At 64.5% G+C, this 17,533-nt stretch carries 18 protein-coding genes; 12 read left to right on the forward strand and 6 right to left on the reverse strand.

Annotated elements, in window-relative coordinates; translation table 11 throughout:
- Nucleotides 1-15: 15 nt before the first annotated feature.
- On the reverse strand, nucleotides 16-1,779 hold the full coding sequence (locus QXZ85_RS00835) for an ABC transporter ATP-binding protein (RefSeq protein WP_315741573.1): 1,764 nt from the start codon (nucleotides 1,777-1,779) through the stop codon (nucleotides 16-18).
- 451 nt (nucleotides 1,780-2,230) lie between these two features.
- On the opposite strand from QXZ85_RS00835, the gene QXZ85_RS00840 reads away from it, so the two are divergent.
- The gene (locus QXZ85_RS00840) at nucleotides 2,231-3,301 is read left to right on the forward strand and encodes a glycosyltransferase family 4 protein (protein WP_315707029.1); all 1,071 of its coding nucleotides are present in this window, start codon (nucleotides 2,231-2,233) and stop codon (nucleotides 3,299-3,301) included.
- Between the two features lie 54 nt (nucleotides 3,302-3,355).
- Here the strand turns inward: QXZ85_RS00840 and QXZ85_RS00845 are convergent, their stop codons facing one another.
- Nucleotides 3,356-4,411, reverse strand: a complete 1,056-nt coding sequence (locus QXZ85_RS00845) for an isocitrate/isopropylmalate dehydrogenase family protein (protein WP_315707030.1) — start codon at nucleotides 4,409-4,411, stop codon at nucleotides 3,356-3,358.
- A gap of 172 nt (nucleotides 4,412-4,583) precedes the next feature.
- On the opposite strand from QXZ85_RS00845, the gene QXZ85_RS00850 reads away from it, so the two are divergent.
- From QXZ85_RS00850 to soxA, 8 genes are all read left to right on the forward strand, one after another.
- Nucleotides 4,584-5,990 (forward strand): MFS transporter, encoded by a 1,407-nt coding sequence (locus QXZ85_RS00850; RefSeq protein WP_315707031.1) that lies wholly within the window; start codon nucleotides 4,584-4,586, stop codon nucleotides 5,988-5,990.
- 167 nt (nucleotides 5,991-6,157) lie between these two features.
- Nucleotides 6,158-6,607: a (2Fe-2S)-binding protein gene (locus QXZ85_RS00855; protein WP_315707032.1), complete on the forward strand. Its 450-nt coding sequence runs from the start codon at nucleotides 6,158-6,160 to the stop codon at nucleotides 6,605-6,607.
- Between the two features lie 10 nt (nucleotides 6,608-6,617).
- The gene (locus QXZ85_RS00860; RefSeq protein WP_315765464.1) at nucleotides 6,618-8,801 is read left to right on the forward strand and encodes a xanthine dehydrogenase family protein molybdopterin-binding subunit; all 2,184 of its coding nucleotides are present in this window, start codon (nucleotides 6,618-6,620) and stop codon (nucleotides 8,799-8,801) included.
- 105 nt (nucleotides 8,802-8,906) lie between these two features.
- Nucleotides 8,907-10,139, forward strand: a complete 1,233-nt coding sequence (locus QXZ85_RS00865) for an FCSD flavin-binding domain-containing protein (protein ID WP_409998240.1) — start codon at nucleotides 8,907-8,909, stop codon at nucleotides 10,137-10,139.
- On the forward strand, nucleotides 10,126-10,575 hold the full coding sequence (gene soxX, locus QXZ85_RS00870) for a sulfur oxidation c-type cytochrome SoxX (RefSeq protein WP_409998241.1): 450 nt from the start codon (nucleotides 10,126-10,128) through the stop codon (nucleotides 10,573-10,575). The genes QXZ85_RS00865 and soxX overlap by 14 nt, the downstream gene beginning before the upstream one ends.
- Nucleotides 10,576-10,581: 6 nt before the next feature.
- Nucleotides 10,582-11,070 carry a SoxY-related AACIE arm protein gene (locus QXZ85_RS00875; protein ID WP_315741576.1) on the forward strand — a complete coding sequence of 163 codons (489 nt, stop codon included), beginning with the start codon at nucleotides 10,582-10,584 and terminating at the stop codon, nucleotides 11,068-11,070.
- Nucleotides 11,070-11,387 carry a thiosulfate oxidation carrier complex protein SoxZ gene (gene soxZ, locus QXZ85_RS00880; protein ID WP_315769252.1) on the forward strand — a complete coding sequence of 106 codons (318 nt, stop codon included), beginning with the start codon at nucleotides 11,070-11,072 and terminating at the stop codon, nucleotides 11,385-11,387. Before QXZ85_RS00875 ends, soxZ begins: the two co-directional genes overlap by 1 nt.
- The gene (soxA, locus tag QXZ85_RS00885; protein WP_409998239.1) at nucleotides 11,384-12,163 is read left to right on the forward strand and encodes a sulfur oxidation c-type cytochrome SoxA; all 780 of its coding nucleotides are present in this window, start codon (nucleotides 11,384-11,386) and stop codon (nucleotides 12,161-12,163) included. The genes soxZ and soxA overlap by 4 nt, the downstream gene beginning before the upstream one ends.
- Before the next feature lie 3 nt (nucleotides 12,164-12,166).
- On the opposite strand, the gene QXZ85_RS00890 is transcribed toward soxA, so the two are convergent.
- Nucleotides 12,167-13,141 carry a LysR family transcriptional regulator gene (locus QXZ85_RS00890; RefSeq protein ID WP_315769254.1) on the reverse strand — a complete coding sequence of 325 codons (975 nt, stop codon included), beginning with the start codon at nucleotides 13,139-13,141 and terminating at the stop codon, nucleotides 12,167-12,169.
- 107 nt (nucleotides 13,142-13,248) lie between these two features.
- On the opposite strand from QXZ85_RS00890, the gene QXZ85_RS00895 reads away from it, so the two are divergent.
- From QXZ85_RS00895 to QXZ85_RS00905, 3 genes are all read left to right on the forward strand, one after another.
- The gene (locus QXZ85_RS00895; RefSeq protein WP_315769256.1) at nucleotides 13,249-13,683 is read left to right on the forward strand and encodes a DoxX family protein; all 435 of its coding nucleotides are present in this window, start codon (nucleotides 13,249-13,251) and stop codon (nucleotides 13,681-13,683) included.
- A gap of 172 nt (nucleotides 13,684-13,855) precedes the next feature.
- Entirely contained in the window at nucleotides 13,856-14,329 is a 474-nt protein-coding gene (locus tag QXZ85_RS00900) for a DsrE family protein (RefSeq protein WP_315707039.1), read from the forward strand.
- Entirely contained in the window at nucleotides 14,322-14,936 is a 615-nt protein-coding gene (locus tag QXZ85_RS00905) for a TlpA family protein disulfide reductase (protein WP_315707040.1), read from the forward strand. The genes QXZ85_RS00900 and QXZ85_RS00905 overlap by 8 nt, the downstream gene beginning before the upstream one ends.
- A 25-nt stretch (nucleotides 14,937-14,961) precedes the next feature.
- Here the strand turns inward: QXZ85_RS00905 and QXZ85_RS00910 are convergent, their stop codons facing one another.
- From QXZ85_RS00910 to QXZ85_RS00920, 3 genes are all read right to left on the reverse strand, one after another.
- Nucleotides 14,962-15,651 carry an isochorismatase family cysteine hydrolase gene (locus QXZ85_RS00910; protein WP_315765462.1) on the reverse strand — a complete coding sequence of 230 codons (690 nt, stop codon included), beginning with the start codon at nucleotides 15,649-15,651 and terminating at the stop codon, nucleotides 14,962-14,964.
- A 94-nt stretch (nucleotides 15,652-15,745) separates the two neighbouring features.
- Nucleotides 15,746-16,798 carry a S1C family serine protease gene (locus tag QXZ85_RS00915; RefSeq protein WP_315769258.1) on the reverse strand — a complete coding sequence of 351 codons (1,053 nt, stop codon included), beginning with the start codon at nucleotides 16,796-16,798 and terminating at the stop codon, nucleotides 15,746-15,748.
- A 64-nt stretch (nucleotides 16,799-16,862) separates the two neighbouring features.
- On the reverse strand, nucleotides 16,863-17,474 hold the full coding sequence (locus tag QXZ85_RS00920) for a helix-turn-helix domain-containing protein (RefSeq protein WP_315769260.1): 612 nt from the start codon (nucleotides 17,472-17,474) through the stop codon (nucleotides 16,863-16,865).
- Nucleotides 17,475-17,533 lie beyond the last annotated feature (59 nt).

Consider the following 17,533-nt stretch of genomic DNA (forward strand, 5'->3'; position numbering starts at 1 on the left):
TGTGTCGTGCATCGGTCAGGCCGCGAATTTGGCGAGCCGGCTCATTTCCTGGGTCACAAGCTCGCGATAAGGCCCCTCGCCCTGCATCAGGCGGTCCGGCGGACCGTCCTCGAGAATCCTGCCGGCCTTCAGCACCACCACGCGATCGAAGTTCCGCAGGGTGGTGAGCCGGTGCGCGATCGCGACCACGGTCCGTCCGCGCATCAGGCGGTTCAGCGCCTCGCGGACCGCTTCTTCGGATTCGCTGTCGAGCGCGGCGGTGGCCTCGTCGAGCAGCAGGATCGGAGCGTCCTTGAGGAAGGCGCGCGCGATCGCGATCCGCTGGCGCTGGCCGCCGGACAGCTTGACGCCGCGGTCGCCCACCATCGTCTGCAGACCCTCGGGCAGGCTGTCGACGAAGTCGCAGCGCGCAGCGATGGCGGCCCGCAGCACCTCGTCGTTGGTCGCATTCGGGCGGCCGTAGCGGATGTTCTCCAGAATCGAGCGGTGGAACAGCGAAATGTCCTGCGGCACCACCGAGATCGCCTCGCGCAGGCTCAGCTGCGTAACCTTCGCGATGTCCTGACCATCGATCGTGATATTGCCGCCTTGCGGATCGTAGAACCGCTGCAGCAGCGTGAACAGGCTGGACTTGCCGCCGCCGGATTGGCCGACCAGGCCCACCCGCTGTCCCGGCTGCAGCCGCAGCGTGAAGTTCTCGAAGATCTTCTGGCCGCCGGGATACTGGAACGTGATGTTGTTGAAGGCGATCGCGGCCCCGCTCTTGGCCAGCGGCTCGGCGTCGGGATGATCGCGCAGTTCGTGCGGCTGCAGAAGAGTGGCAATCGCCTCGCTCATGCGCGCGACGTGCTGGGTGACATCGACGAGAGCCACCGCGAGATCACGAGTCGCGTTCAGAATGCAGAGACCTAGCGTGCACACCAGCACGACGTCGCCCGTGGTCGCGCCACCCTTCTGCCACAGCGAGATCGCCCAGGCCATCAGGGCGATCGTAAGTACGATCGTGACGGTCGCGTGCAGGACGCGCAGCTTCTCCAGATAACGAAGGCTGCGGCCGCGCGCGATCAGTTCTTTGTCCACGGTGGCGTCAAAGCGGTCATGCTCGTGACGCAGACCACAGAACGCCCGAACCAGCGGCATGTTGGAGATCACATCCACCATTTCGCCGTCGACAATCGCCGCCTTGTCGGCGAAGTCGTCGTGCAGCGGCTTGCCCGCGGCAGCGAGGCGGAACATCGCAAACACCATGGCGGCGGCGATCAGGAGCATCCCCGCAGCCATGGCCCCGCTCACGGTTCCAATCAGGACGATGGCCGCTATCGTCGCGAGGCACGGCGGCAACACATTCCACATGAACATGTTCTCCACCGTGAACACGGCATTGGACGTTGCGGTGATACGGCTCGACAACATGCCGGGAAGCCGGTCACCGAAATAGCTCGGGGAATGTCCGGTGAGATGGCGAAAGATGTCACGGCGCAAATCGCCGGTGACGCGGACAAACGTGAAACTCGCGATCCAGCTCGCCACGCGCCACAAGATGTTGTCGGTCGCAATCAGTGCCATCAGGACGGCAAAGGCGGTCCAAACCTGCCCCACGCCCCCAGGTCCCGCCGACAGGCTGTCGACTAGAAATTTGACGCCATATTGCGTTCCCACCGAGCAGGCAACTGCCCCGACAACGGCCGACAGGATCGTGAGGTGTGAGACAGGGCGCTGGCGCAGATAGCGCATGACGAAGGGAAAGGGTCGATGCGCGTAACCTGAAAGCTGGTCCATGTGATGTCCGTTTTGGGCTGATGAGGAACTAGCCCGGGCCCCGAGCAGATCAACGACGAACTCATTTGTTCGGTTCCACTCGCGTGGCGGATCGGACATTCGCGACAGTAGGGAGGCGAGTTCTGATAGCGAATGTCAGATCCAAAGCCAAACTATAATCTTGAATCTGCTAGTGTTCTTCGATCCTGACGCTCGTCAATGAGCGCGCCACGAAATGATACGAACGTCAGAACCGTGACACTTGCATCTCCATCGAAGCGGCGTCCCACGCACGCGGCCGACTGGCTTCGGCGGACGAGATGGCATCAATGAGACCTCGGGTGGAAACGTTGTGGCGGAGAAACAATGATTGTTGAAGGGAACTTCGCAGATGCGAATACGTTCTCGCTTTCGTCGACGCCGGTGCCAATCGGGGGATCTTCATCCATGATCAGAGACGGGAGACGGTGAGATGCGCATTGCGCAGATTGCTCCATTGACGGAGGCTGTGCCTCCGAAGCTCTATGGCGGCACCGAGCGGGTGGTTCATTGGTTGACCGAAGAGCTGGTCGCGCTCGGCCATGACGTCACCCTGTTTGCAAGCGGGGATTCACAGACGTCGGCGAAGCTGTGTGCGACATGGCCGCGGGCGCTGCGCCTCGACGGCTCGGTCCGCGACCCCAATGCCCTTCACATGGTGATGTTGGAAAACGTGCGGCAGCGATGCGACGAGGAGGAATTCGACATACTGCACTTCCATCTCGACTATTATCCGTGGTCGCTGTTCTATCGCCAGCCGACACCGTTCCTGACGACGCTGCATGGCAGGCTTGACCTGCCCGAGCATCAGCCGGTGTTCTCCGCGTTCAAAGACGTTCCGGTGGTTTCGATCTCGGATGCGCAGCGCCGCCCCGTGCCGAACGCGAACTGGGTCCGCACCGTGCTGCATGGCCTGCCGGAGATGCTGCTGAAACCGAAGGCCGCGACGCCGAGCTATCTTGCCGTACTCGGCCGCATCGCACCGGAAAAGGGCGTAGACCGCGCGATCAAGATCGCAATGCGCTGTGGCATTCCGCTCAAGATTGCGGCCAAGGTCGACCGCGCCGACCAGGATTATTACGATCAGCTCATCTATCCCCTGATCAACGGCAATCCGCTGGTCGACTATATCGGCGAGATCAGCGACAACGAAAAGGCGGAATTCCTCTCCGGTGCCCTCGGGCTGTTGCTGCCGATCGACTGGCCCGAACCGTTCGGCCTGGTCATGATCGAGTCGATGGCCTGCGGCACACCTGTAATCGCCTACAACCGCGGCTCGGTGCCGGAGGTGATCGACGACGGCATCACCGGCTTCATCGTCGAGGACGAGCTCAGCGCGGTCGCAGCCGTCGGCCGGCTTGCCGATCTCAGCCGCGCCCGTGTGCGCGCGCAGTTCGAGCGCCGTTTCACGGCTCGGCGCATGGCGCTGGACTATCTCGCCGCCTATCGCAGCCTGATGAATGAGGCGGAGCCGCGCATCAAGCTCGTCAGCAGTGCCGAATAGCACACCACATACGTAATGGCAGGGCCGGATCAATTCACGGTCCGGCCCTTCGCGTTACGTCAATCGTGCGGCGATCGCAGCGCCCGCCGCCGCGGTGCCGAGCGTGCCGCCGATGTCGCGGGTCGCCTGCCCGTCCGCGATCGCCTTCGCCACGGCGCGTTCGATCGCGGCGCCTGCGGAGACGAAGCGAGGTGCGCCGATACGGTCGCCGTGCCAAGCCAACAGCAGAGCGGACGAAAGAATAAGTGAGACCGGGTTGGCGACGTCCTGCCCGGCGATATCGGGCGCCGAGCCGTGGGCGGCCTGCGCCATGGCATGATCCGCGCCCCTGTTGAGCGAGCCCCCGAGCCCTAGACTGCCGGACAGCTCGGCGGTGAGATCGGACAGGATGTCGCCGAACATGTTGGTGGTGACCAGCACATCGAAGCGGCCCGGCTCGCGCACCACATGCGCCATGACGGCGTCGACGAGCACCTCCTCCACCACGAGGCCCCGATAGCCGAGCGCCATCTCCCGGCAGACGTCGAGAAACATTCCATCGCCCATTCTAAGGACGTTGGCCTTGTGGACGATCGTGAGCCGCTTGCGCCTTGCCATGGCGAGATCGCAGGCAACCTTCGCGATGCGCTCGCAGCATTGCCGCGTGATCCGCCGCAGCGAGACCACGACGTCAGCCGTGACCCGCAGCTCGGCATTGCCTTCCTCCATGTTGCGGTCGGCGTAGAACCCTTCGGTATTTTCGCGCACCACCACCAGATCGAATTCGCCGACGCGGCCGGGACGGCCGGGATAGGTCCGGGCCGGGCGAATATTGGCGAACAGATCGAGGTTCTTGCGGAAATAGCGCGACGGGTTGATCTCGCCGCGCGCCTCGTCCTTGAAATCGAAAGTCGCGCTCGGCCCCAGGATCAGGCCGTCGGCGCCGCGGACAATGTCGAGCAGGTCAGGCCGCACGGTGGTGCCGAATTGTGCGAGGCTTGCATGGCCGACCGCGTGCTCCTCGAGCACCAGGCCAAGCTGAAATTGTTCGGAGGCCGCGCGCAGCACCTGGCTGGTCGCCGCTGCAATTTCCGGCCCGATGCCATCTCCGGGCAGAACCACGATCCGCATCGCTCACCTCTCCATGTCTGGAATTCGCGTTGTTTGAACATGGGGATCGCTGCCGCGCCACTGCCGGTAGAGCGACATCCGCGCATACGGCCATGCGCTGGGACCGCTGGGGAAACCGACGGCTCCGTAGTACATCGCCACATCCGCCGCCGGCATACCCCAGGGCTCTTGCATGTCCAACCGCCACCACGCCCCAAAGCATGCCGCGACCGGCGAGACGGCCTCCGACGGCTTGCCGGAAGGACGGAGGCGCTGGGCGATCGCCGCCATCTTCACCGCGCTGGCAATGGCCTCGCTCGACACCGCGATCGCCAATATCGCCCTGCCCGCCATCTCGTCGGACCTGCGCGTCAGCGCTGCTGATGTCGTCTGGGTGGTCAATATCTATCAGATCGCGCTGGTCGCAACCCTGCTGCCGTTGGGTGCGCTCGGCGAGATCGTCGGCCATCAACGCATCTATCTGGGCGGGCTGGTGCTGTTCACCCTGGCGTCGGTCGGCTGCGCACTCGCCTGGTCATTGCCGAGCCTGGTCGTGGCCCGCGCGCTGCAGGGCTTGGGGGCCAGCGGCATCATGAGCGTGAACACGGCGCTGGTGCGCTATGTCTATCCCGGCAAGATGCTGGGGCGCGGCCTCGGCCATAATGCGCTGGTGGTCGGGATCGCCTTCACCTTCGGGCCGACGATCGCTTCAGGCATTCTCGCGCTCGGCTCCTGGCCCTGGCTGTTCGCGGTCAACCTGCCGTTCGGCCTGGTCGCCATCATCATCGGCTTGAGGATGCTACCGCGGACGCCGCGCGCCGCGCACGGCTTCGATTTTCTTGGCGCCGCCTTGGCGGCCGGCTGCCTTGGCCTCTTCATCACCGCCATCGGCAGCGCCGCTCACGGCGCGGCTCCGCTCGCGGTCGTGATCGAACTCGCCGGCGCGGTCGTGCTCGGCTTGATCCTGAACCGGCGCCATGCCGAGCATCCGGCGCCGATGCTGCCGATCGATCTGTTCCGCCGCGGGATGTTCGCGCTGTCGGCGGCAACCGCGGTCTGCTCGTTCTCGGTCCAGGGTCTCGGCTTCGTGTCGCTGCCCTTCTATTTCGAGGACATCCTGCATCGCTCGCAGGTCGAGACCGGCTTCTTCATGACGCCGTGGCCGCTGGCGGTTGCGATCATGGCGCCGATCGCCGGCCGGCTCTCCGACCGCTTCCCGGCCGGTCTGCTCGGCGGCATCGGCCTCGTCCTGCTCGGCCTTGGCATGGCGCTGCTCGCGCTCTTACCTGAGAACCCAAGCATCCCAAACATCGTCTGGCGCATGCTGATCTGCGGCATCGGTTTCGGCTTCTTCCAGGCTCCCAACATGAAGGCCATCATGTCGAGCGCACCGCCGCACCGCAGCGGCAGCGCAAGCAGCATCGTCGCAACCGCCCGGCTCACTGGCCAGACCACAGGGGCGGCGCTCGCTGCGCTCTGCTTCAGCCTGGCGGGCCACCAAGGCGCAACGCTGGCCCTGGCGCTGGGCGCCGGATTTGCCGCGCTCGGCAGCGCCATGAGCTTCCTGCGGCTTGCCGTGACACCGCCGCGGAACGCATAGGCGGTCGCTGCTCGCACGCACACAACGGCTCAACGTGATTGCGAACACCGCACGATCACGTCTCTTCCGCGACTCAAACGCGTATTCTTGATTTGAAGGATTCCAGGCTTCGGGCCACAGTGCCGCCATTAGTTCAACGGGCGCGTTGAACGAACCGGGGACATGCGATGGCAAACCTCACGATCAATGGAAAATCCTACACGCTCGATGTCGAGCCCGATACGCCGCTGCTCTGGGCGATCCGCGAGAACGCCGGACTGACCGGAACCAAATATGGCTGCGGCATCGCACAATGCGGCGCCTGCACCGTGCATCTGGATGGCGCCGCGGTGCGCTCCTGTGGAGTCACCGTTTCAGAAGCGGATGGCAAACAGATCACCACCATCGAAGGTCTGGCGAGCGAGGGCGCCCTGCACCGGGTGCAGCAGGCTTGGCTCGACAACGACGTGCCGCAATGCGGCTATTGCCAGACCGGCATGATCATGGCGGTGGCGGCGCTGCTCAAGGACAATCCGAAGCCGACCGACCAGGACATCAACGACAACATCACCAACATCTGCCGCTGCGGCACCTTCCAGCAGGTCCGCGAGGCGATCCATGCCGCGGCGAACGCATAAGGAGGCGATCATGAACCAGCACGTGACGCCTCGGCTCAATCGTCGCGCTTTCGTGATCGGCACGGCCGCACTCGGCGGTGGCTTCGCACTCGGGCTCGACATCCCCTTCGGGGGACCTCAAATGGCACGCGCCGCCGACGGCGCGCCGGAGGTCAACGCCTGGGTCGTGATCCGGCCTGACGACACCGTCGTGATCCGGATCGCCCGCTCCGAGATGGGCCAGGGCACCTTGACCGGCCTCGCGCAGCTCGTCGCCGAAGAACTCGCCTGCGACTGGAGCAAGGTGACGACCGAATATCCGACGCCCGGACAGAACGTCGCCCGCAAGCGGGTCTGGGGCGACTTCTCGACCGGCGGCAGCCGCGGCATCCGCGCTTCGCAGGATTATGTCCGCAAGGGCGGCGCCGCCGCACGCATGATGCTGATCCAGGCCGCGGCAAACGAATGGAAGGTGCCGGTCTCCGAATGCGCCGCCGCCAACAGCATCATCTCCCACACGCCCTCAAAAAGGACCACGACCTTCGGCAAGGTCGCCGAAGCTGCCGCGAAGCTTTCGCCGCCGGCAGACGTCAAGCTGAAGGATCCGAAGGATTGGACCCTGATCGGCAAAGGCGTGAAGCGGCTCGACACCGCCGACAAGGTCACGGGCGCCATGACCTACGGCATCGACATCAAGCTGCCCGGCATGCTGAATGCCGCGATCAAGGATTGCCCGGTCACCGGCGGCAAGCTGAAGAGCTACGACGAGGCCAAGATCGCCGGCATGAAGGGCGTCAAGAAGGTGGTCGCGGTCGACGGCACTGCGGTGGCCGTGATCGCCGACACCTGGTGGCATGCGAAGACGGCGCTCGATGCGCTGCCGATCGTCTGGGACGAAGGCCCGAACGCCAAGGTGTCCTCCGCCTCGATCGCGCAATGGCTCGCCGAAGGTCTCGCCTCCGGTCCGGCCTATGTCGGCAACGAGAACGGCGAGGTGAAGGCCGCGCTCGCCGGCGCGGTCAAGAAGGTCGAGGCCGTCTACAACTATCCCTATCAGAACCACGCCAATATGGAGCCGATGAACGCGACCGCGCTTTACACGGCCGACAAATGCGAAGTGTGGTGCGGCACGCAGAACGGCGAAGCGGCGTTCGCCGCGGTGCTGGAGGCGACCGGCTTGCCGGCCGACAAATGCGAGGTGCACAAGATCATGCTCGGCACCGGCTTCGGCCGGCGTGGTCAGACCGACTATGTCCGTCAGGCCGTGCTGATCGCGAAGCAAATGCCGGGGACGCCGATCAAGCTGCTCTGGTCGCGCGAGGAAGACATGACGCACGGCCGCTATCATCCGATCACCCAGTGCAAGCTGACCGGCGGCTTCGATGCCGACGACAACCTCACCGCGCTGCATATCCGGATCTCCGGCCAGTCGATCCTGTACAGCCTGCGCCCCGACGCGCTGGTGAACGGCAAGGACCCAGCGACCTTTGCCGGGTTCAATGCCTCGGGCGATGCGATGATCGGCTATTCGGTGCCGAACCTGCTGATCGAGCATTCCATGCGGAATCCGCACATCATCCCGGGCTTCTGGCGCGGCGTGAATGTGAACCAGAACGCGATCTATCTGGAATGCTTCATGGACGAACTCGCCAATGCGGTCGGCCAGGACCCGCTCGAGTTCCGGCGCAAACTGATGAAGGACCATCCCAAGCACCTCGCGGTGCTGGAAGCTGTCGCGGACAAGATCGGCTGGGGCACGGAAGCGCCGCAGGGCGTCTATCGCGGCCTCGCCCAATTGCATTCCTATGGCAGCTATGTCGCGGCCGCCGCCGAGATCTCGGTCACCGACGGCACCAAAATAAAGGTGCATCGGATCGTGGCGTCGACCGACCCCGGCTACATCGTCAATCCGGCGCAGGTGGAGCGGCAGATCGCGGGCTCCTTCGTCTATGGTCTAAGCGGTCTCTTCTATGGCGGCTGCACCGTGAAGGACGGCCGCATCGAGCAGACCAACTTCGACAGCTACAATTCGATGCGCATCAACGAGATGCCGAAGGTGGAGTCGATCCTGATGCCGAGCGGCGGTTTCTGGGGCGGGGTCGGCGAGCCCACCATCAGCGTCGCTGCTCCCGCGGTGCTGAACGCCTATTTCGCTGCCACTGGCAAGCGCATCCGCTCGGTGCCGCTCCGCGACCAGAACATCAGCTTCGCCTGATACGAGCCGGCGGCGGCCTCACGCTCGATGCCGCCGCCGTGATATGCTGGCCTCATGCCGAATGATCCGAAACAGGCGCTGACGCGCAGGCAGGTCGTGGCCGGAATGGCCGTGACCACGAGTGCCGTTGCTTATCCCCACGTGTTGAGGGCGAAAGCCTCGGCGCATGTCGTCGTGATCGGCGGCGGCTTTGGCGGCGCCAGCTGCGCGCGGAGGCTGCGCTGGGCGAATCCGAATCTCGACGTGACGCTGGTCGAGGCCAACCCGACCTTCACCTCCTGCCCCTTGAGCAACGAGGTGATCGCCAGCCTGCGCGACATCACCGCACAGCAGTTCACCTACGACAAGATCGCAAATGAAGGCGTGCGGGTGATCGTGCAGGCGGCGACCGCGGTCGATGCACACGCGCACAAAGTAACGCTCGCCGACGGCAGCGCGCTCAGCTACGACCGTCTGGTGCTCTCGCCCGGCATCGATCTCGATTTCACGACGCTGCAGGGCTATGACGAAACCGCGCCGGCCAGGATGCCGCATGCCTACAAGGCCGGCGAGCAGACACTCTTGCTGCGGCGGCAGATCGAGGCGATGGAGGATGGCGGCACCGTCGTGATCGCAGTGCCCGCCAATCCCATGCGCTGCCCGCCCGCGCCATACGAGCGCGCCAGCCTGATCGCGCATTATCTCAAGGCCAACAAGCCGCGATCGAAGGTGCTGATCCTCGATGCCAAGGACACGTTCTCGCAGCAGAAGCTGTTCGAGCAGGCCTGGGATCAGCTCTATGGCGGCATGATCGAGCGCATCTCGCTGTCGCAAGGCGGACGCGTCACCGCCGTCGACGTTACGGCCGGCACCATCGTCACCGAGTTCGGCAACTACAATCCGCAAGTGGCGAACATCATCCCGCCGCAGAAGGCCGGCCGCATTGCCGCACTTGCCGGCGCGGCCGATCACACCGGCTGGTGTCCGATCGATCCCGTGACGTTTGCATCGAAGCTCGTCCCCGACATTCATGTGATCGGCGATGCCTGCCTCGGCGGCGGCATCCCGAAATCGGCGGCGGCGGCACAGGCGCAGGGCAAAGCTTGCGCCGCAGCCATCGTCGCGCATCTCGCGAGCAAGGCGCCGGAGACGCCGACGCTGACCGGCATCTGCTACAACATTGTCGCGCCCGGCTACGGGTTCTCGCTGGCCGGCGTCTATCAGCCCAAGGGCGAGATCTTCGCCGAGGTCGAAGGCAGCCGCACCAGCCCGCTCGATGCGCCACGCGAGATGCGCGCCAAGGAGGCCGCAACGGCCGCGACCTGGTTCAAGACCTTAACGGGTGATGCGTTTGGTTAGGCGGGTGGTTGCGATCGTCGTGCTGGCAGCCGCGCTGTCCCATATGGCGTCTGCGCAGACGCGCACGTCCGCCACGATCACCGGCGACGGAATTGCCGAGTCGCTGACCGGACGGCCGGGCGATGCGGCACGCGGGCGCGCGCTGGTGGTGGACCGCACGACCACCTGTATCCTCTGTCATTCCGGCCCATTCCCGGAACTGCGCTTTCAGGGCGATCTCGCGCCCAATCTCGCGGGCGCCGGCAGCCGCTGGACGATTCCGCAGCTGCGGCTGCGCCTGGTCGATGCGTCCAAATTCAATCCGGACACCATCATGCCGTCCTATTATCGCATGGACGGGCTGACACGGGTCGGCCGGAATTGGCAAGGCAAGCCGATCCTCGATGCGGAACAGATCGAAGACATCGTCGCCTATCTCGCAACCTTGCGCGACTGAGACCATATGAACCGGATGGCCATAACGTCACAAGTTTCACGTCGTCACGTCCTGCAGTTTGCAGGAACGGCGGCGCTGTGCGGCGGCTTGCCGATCGTCACTGTGCGTCGCGCCGAGACGACGCCGGCGATGCTGACCTCCGCGATCCGCAACCTGGTCGGCGAAGCGAGCGTCCAGCAGGGCAAGGTCAAGCTCGAGATCCCGCCGCTGGTCGAGAACGGCAACACCGTGCCGATGACCGTCAGCGTCGACCACCCGATGACGGATGCGGACCACGTCACGAGCATTCACGTTTTCAACGAGAAGAACCCGCAGCCGAACATCGGCAATTTCTATCTGACGCCGCGGGCGGGCCGCCCGCAGGTCACAACCCGCATTCGGCTCGCCGACAGCCAGAAGGTGGTCGCGATCGCCAGATTGTCGGACGGTTCGTTCTGGTCGACGAGCGTGGACGTGATCGTGACGCTCACCGCCTGCACCGAGGAGGTGCCGTGATGGCAGCCCTGATCAATGTGCCCCCGAAAGCCAAGCGCGGCGCAGTCATCGAGATCAAGACCCTGATGAGCCACATCATGGAGCCGGGCTACCGCCGCACGGCCGCCGGCGAGATGATCCCGCGCGACATCATCACCAGCTTCACCTGCCGGTTCAACGGCGCCGAGATCTTTCGCGCCGATCTGTTTCCGGCGATCGCAGCCAATCCCTTCCTGTCATTCTTCACGGTCGCGACGGAGAGCGGCAAGTTCGAATTCGAATGGATCGGCGACAACGGCTTCGTCGCCAATGCCGCCGCCGCAATCACGGTGGAATGATGCGGCTGCGCGCTGCGGTTCTCGCCTTCGCTTTGCTCGGCACCCTGCCGGCGCTGGCGACGGAGATCCCGTCGGCCGAGCGACGCTCGGGCGCCAGCTTCATGTCTTCGGACACGAAGAAGATGCAGGATGACGACACCGCCAATCCCGGCATGCTCGCGGTCCTCGAAGGCGAAACGCTATGGACCGCCAAGCAAGGCGATGCCGGCAAGGCCTGCGCCGATTGTCACGGCGACGCTGCGTCCAGCATGCAAGGCGTGGCCACGCGCTATCCCGCCTTCGACTCCAAACTTCAGCATCCCGTCGACCTGGAAAGCCGCATCAATCTCTGCCGCCGGGATCACCAGCAGGCGCCCCCGTTTCCAGCCGAGAGTCATGAGCTGCTCGCATTGACAGCCTATGTCGCGCGGCAATCGCGCGGGCTGCCGATCACGACAGGCGACGATCCCGCCCTCGCGCCTTATATCGCCAAGGGCCATGATCTGTTCGTGCAGCGCGAGGGCCAGCTCAATCTCGCCTGCGCCAATTGCCACGACGACAATTGGGACAAGCACCTTGCAGGCGCCGCGATCACGCAAGGACAGCCGACCGGCTATCCGATCTACCGGCTGGAATGGCAGGCGATGGGCTCGCTCGCCCGGCGCATCCGCGGCTGCATGACCGGCGTGCGCGCGCAAGCCTTCGACTTCGGCTCGGACGAGATGGTCGCGCTCGAACTCTACCTGATGTCGCGCGCCCACGGCATGACGCTGGAGACCCCGGCCGTGCGGCCGTGAGCATCAGGCCCGTCTCTTGCCTTTGCTGATCACTGGGCGCCGCTTCGCCATCATGACGTCTGCTGGCCGCGTGGCGGATGAGACTGCGGCAGCCTGTTTCAGGCGCGGATCAGCGGCAATGAAATCGATGAAGGTCCGCACCTTCGCCGAGAGATATTTCCGACTTGGATAGACCGCATACAATTGTGCCTCGATCGTGGTCCATTCCGGCAGCACCGGCTCAAGCCGCCCGGCTGCGAGATCGTCGGCAATCAGCCAGATTGGCAGCACGGCAACCCCCATGCCCGCCACGGCGGCGTGATGCAGCAGGGTCTCGTTGCCGCTGAGCAGCACGTCCTTGAGTGCGAGCGTCACCTCGCCGTCAGGGCCAGGCAACGTGATCTCGCGCACGGGATAATACGCATATTTCAGAAAGGCGTGGTGACCAAGGTCGGCCGGCGCCTTCGGACGGCCCGCAGACTCGAGATAATGCGGCGAGGCAACGAACTGCATGATGATCTTGGTCAGCGGTCGGGCGATCAGGCCTTCATCGAGTGAAGGCGTCACCCGTAGGGCAAGGTCGAATCCTTCATCGATCAGGTTCACCAATCGGCCGCTCAGATCGATATCAAGCTGAACCTCTGGATGGAGCGAGCGATACTCCGCAAGCGCACGCGCGAAATGCGGATTGGCGAACCACACGGGAGCACTCAGCTTCAGGCTCCCACGCGGAATCACGGTGGCCCTGCTCACGACCGCTTCGACCTCGTCGAGCGAGTCCAGCATCTGACGGACTTGCTCGAAATAGACCATGCCCGCTTCGGTCAGGCCGACGCGCCGGCTGGTCCGGTTGAGCAGCCGCGTCGACAGCCGTCGTTCGAGCTGCATCACATGCTTGGAAGCCATCGCCGGTGACAGTCCCAGTCGGTCGGCGGCCGCCGCAAAGCTCTTGAGCTCGACGACTTGGCAGAACACCCGGATGCTGACCAGTGTATCCATCTATCATCAACCAATAGGAAACGATCACTCAACCGTTAGCATAATGATTAAACCAGAAGAAATCATCAATCTTGGTCCAACATTGCAATCCCTTCTGGAGACCGATCATGTCCACCACCGCGACCACCGATCTTACCCCGGTCCAGCCTTCCCTTGCTTTGCGCATCGGCCTGTGGATCGCCCAAACCCTGATCTTTCTGCTGTTCGGCTCAGCCGGTCTGATGAAGCTGCTGACGCCGATTCCACAGCTTGCGGCGATGATCCCGTGGGCCGGCGATCACTCCGAGAGCTTCGTGCGAGTGATGGGTTTGATCGATCTGGCCGGCGGCATTGGCATCCTGCTGCCCGCCCTGACCCGCATCATGCCTGGGCTCACGGTGCTCGCAGCCTTGGGCTGCGCGACCTTGCAGTGCTTTGCGATCGTCTTCCACGTCTCGCGGGGCGAAGCTGCAGTCACGCCGCTCAATCTGCTGTTGCTCGGGCTGTCGCTGTTCGTACTGTGGGGACGCAGCCGCAAGGCGCCCGTTCAACCGCGAAGCTAGAGCATGATCCGGAAAAGTGGAAACCGGTTTGCGAAAAAATCACGCTCAATCAAAGAGATGAGATCATGATGCGATTCTTTCTGATCGCATCATGATCTCAAGATCTCCGCGCCAAGGCGTGCCGACGACGACCCGTCATCGTCGGCCATTTCTCACGACGAGACCCGTTTCGATGAGTGACCCGACAAGCGATCTTTCACGACGCGGCTTCCTGGCCGGAGCACCGGCGGCGATCGGGACAGCAGCGCCAACCGTCCCCGTCCTCGCTCCTCGTCGCGCAGGCTCTGGGATCGTCATCTTGATCGACAGCAACGATCCGCATGTGATGGGGCACGCCATCAGCTACTCCGCCAATCTTTCCAAGCATTTTGCCAGCAAGCGACAGAGACTGCCGATCGAGGTCGTCGCCAATGGCTCAGGCATCGACGTGTTTCGCGCCGACAAGTCGCAGCTCAAGGAGCCGCTGGCGGCCGTGCGCCAGATGTATCCCAACATCGCCTTCAGCATGTGCGCATCATCGAAAGCGATTGCGGAGGCCAAGGAGAACATGACCATCCAGCTGATCGAAGGCGCGCAGCTGGTGCCATTCGGAATCGGCCGCGTCGCCGAACTGCAGATGAAGGGCTGGGCCTACATCCATGGCTGATCAGCTCGCATCGCTGGCGATGGGCCGGGCACGGCGGCAGCTGCTGCTGGACGGCGCCGGGATCGGCCTCGCCCTGCTGCTCGCCGGGCGCGTGCGCGCGGAGGAGCCGAACCCGCCGGTGTTCGGCACCGCGCGCAGCCAGTTCATCATCGTCCGGCCCCGCAAGCCTCTTGCGCCCCTCCGGCTTCAGGACCTGAACGGCAAGGCCATGGTGCTCGCGCCGAAACCGGGACACGTCACGCTCGTCAATCTGTGGGCGACGTGGTGCGCGGCCTGCAAGACCGATCTGCCGATGCTCGCCAAGCTCGACCACATGCAGTTGCCGCGGCTCGACGTCTGGGCCGTCTGCACCGACCAGCGCGACTTCAGGACCATCCGACGCTATGCCCAGGAGGTCGCAATGCCCCGCCTCTCCTTTGCCGACCCGGATGCGTCGGCAACAGATCCGGCCAATCCCGACGCATCCACTTTCGTGCTGACGGCGATGCCGATCACCTATCTGATCGGGACCGGCGGTCTGATCGAGGGCTACATCACGGGTGCTCCGGAATGGCTGTCGGCACCCGGTCAGGCCCTGCTCCGCTACTATCTCGATCAGCCGGCTTGAGATCGCAGCTCCGAAGCCATCGCGATCAGGACGTCATCGCGTGCAGAACGTCGCCGGACTCCGCGACCCAGCCGAAGATGCCGCCCTGGGCCTTGATCATCTTCAGGCCCATGTCGTGAAATTCGGGGAAGTACGAGGCGCAACCGTCCGCGACGACGACGCAGCGATAGCCGCGGTCATTGGCCTCGCGCACGGTGGTGTTGACGCAGACCTCTGTGGTCACGCCGCATACCAGGAGATTGCTGATTTCGTGCTGCTTCAACACGTCGCCGAGCTCGGTGGCGTAGAACGCGCCCTTGCCTGGCTTGTCGATCACGACTTCTCCCGGAAACGGATAGAGCTCGGGAATGATGTCGTGACCCGGCTCGCCGCGAATGAGAATGCGGCCCATCGGACCGGGATCGCCGATCCGCAAGGACGGCGCGCCGCGCTCGACCTTGGCCGGCGGCGCATCGGAGAGATCGGGCAGATGGCCCTCGCGCGTATGGATGACCAGCATGCCCATGTTGCGGGCGGCATCGAGCAGCTTGGCGATCGGCCGCACCGCACGGCCAAGCAGGGAAACGTCATTGCCGAGCGTCTCGCCGAAGCCGCCGGGCTCCATGAAGTCGCGCTGCATGTCGATGATCAGAAGGGCAGTCTTCGGCCAGTCGAGATTGATCGGCTCCGGCTCGGCGATAACAGTTGCCGTGGCTGATGGCGCGTGATCCGTCATGGCCGAAAATCCCCTTGCGAGAGCGAGAGAATAAGGCCTCAACGAAGCAAGCGCCATGCCATCGCGTGGCAATCACCGGGTCCGCAAGGAGACATCACGAGGCGAGCGGCTGCCGCGCGGCCGGCTTGCGCTCGACGGGGTGGATGTCGATGCCGCGCAGCCGTCCGAGCCGCAGCACATCCATCGCCAAGGTCCGGCCGATGCGATCACGGTCGAGCACGCGGATCAGGTCGTCGACGCCGTTGATCTCGACGCCGTCGAGCTTGATCACGACGTCCCCCGGCAAGAGGCCGGCGCGCGCCGCCGGACTGTCCGGCTCGATCTGCATCAGGAGCGCACCCATCTTGTTCTCGACGCCAGCCAGCACCGCATGCCGGCGCGGGATCGGCGCGGTCTGCCCGGAGACGCCGATATAGGCGCGGCGCACGTAGCCGTGGCGGATGATCTCCGACAGCACGAACTGCGCGGTGTTGCTGGCGACCGCAAAGCAGATGCCCTGGGCGCCGGAGATGATGGCGGTGTTGATGCCGATCACCTCGGCCGCAGACGACACCAGCGCGCCGCCCGAATTGCCGGGGTTGAGCGCGGCGTCGGTCTGGATCACATCCTCGATCATGCGCCCCGAGACCGAGCGGATCGAGCGGCCCAGCGCCGAGACGACGCCCGCGGTCACCGTCGATTCGAAGCCGAGCGGATTGCCGATCGCGACCACGAGCTGGCCGCGGCGGAGCTTCTTGGAATTGCCGAGTGCCGCATAGCGGAGGTCACGCGCATGGTTGGCACGCAACAGCGCAAGGTCCGTGTCGGGATCGACCCCGAGCACCTGCGCATCGGTGACCACACCTTCGGTGTCTCGCAGCCGGATGACCTTGGAGTTGCCGACCACATGGCTGTTGGTCAGCACGAGACCATCAGGCGAGATCACGATGCCCGAGCCAAGCCCACCGCGCTCGCCGCGACTGCCGGCAGTCGTCCCTGCTTTGGGCCCGGTCTCGACGCGCACGACCGCAGGGCCGACACGCTCGGTGACATCGATGACGGCGTTTGAATAGGCGTCCAGCAGCGCCTGATCGTTGGCGGGCGACGCGTCAGACGCTTGCGCCGGCGCCGCTCCGTCGCCGGGAAAATCAGAGGTAAAGTCCAACATGGCGAAATTTCCTTCGCCACGTCAGATGGGTAGCAAGCCGAGGCGACGCAAGAGCACAGTTCGGTCACGACCGCATGATGCGTGCAGCGATATACACCTCGATCAGCCGTCGGGTTTCGGCGCGCACATCGTCGTCGGCCCATTCGGCATTGATGGTGATTACCTTGACGAGACCGAGCAGCACCTTCGCCCTCACCTCCAAATCTCCGATCGACAGCTCAGGATTGGCAGCGCGGACGATCGAGCGCAGGCGGTCCAGCATCAGCGTGCGAATGCGGGCGCGCTGCGCGCCGGTGTTGCTGCGCGCCTCCACCAAGGTCACCGCTGCGGAGCGTTCGATTGCGCGCGCCTCGATCGTGTCGCAGATGCCGGCCGCCAACTCCGCCGCGGAAAGGCGACCTGCCCGCCCGGCCAATTCAGCCAACTCGGCTTCGAGGCGCTCGCCATAGCGCGCGAGCAGCGCATCGGCCAGCAGCTCCTTGGTCGGAAAGAAGCGGTAGAGCGAACCGATCGCAGTCGCCGAGCGCGCCGCGATCTCGGTCATGGTCACGGCGTCGTAATCCCGCGCCGCGAATAGCGCGGTTGCGGCGTCCAAGATGGCGGCGACGCGCAAATGGCCCCGCTGTCGCGTGGGCTGAGCGGCCGCTGGGACCTCTCTTGACTTTTGCGAGGACATCCTCAACTATCCCTATTTGAGGGGCTCCTCAAATATAGCCTATCCGCCCCGGCGGTCAC

The organism is Bradyrhizobium sp. SZCCHNGR1005 (assembly GCF_032489995.1).
Taxonomy (GTDB): domain Bacteria; phylum Pseudomonadota; class Alphaproteobacteria; order Rhizobiales; family Xanthobacteraceae; genus Bradyrhizobium.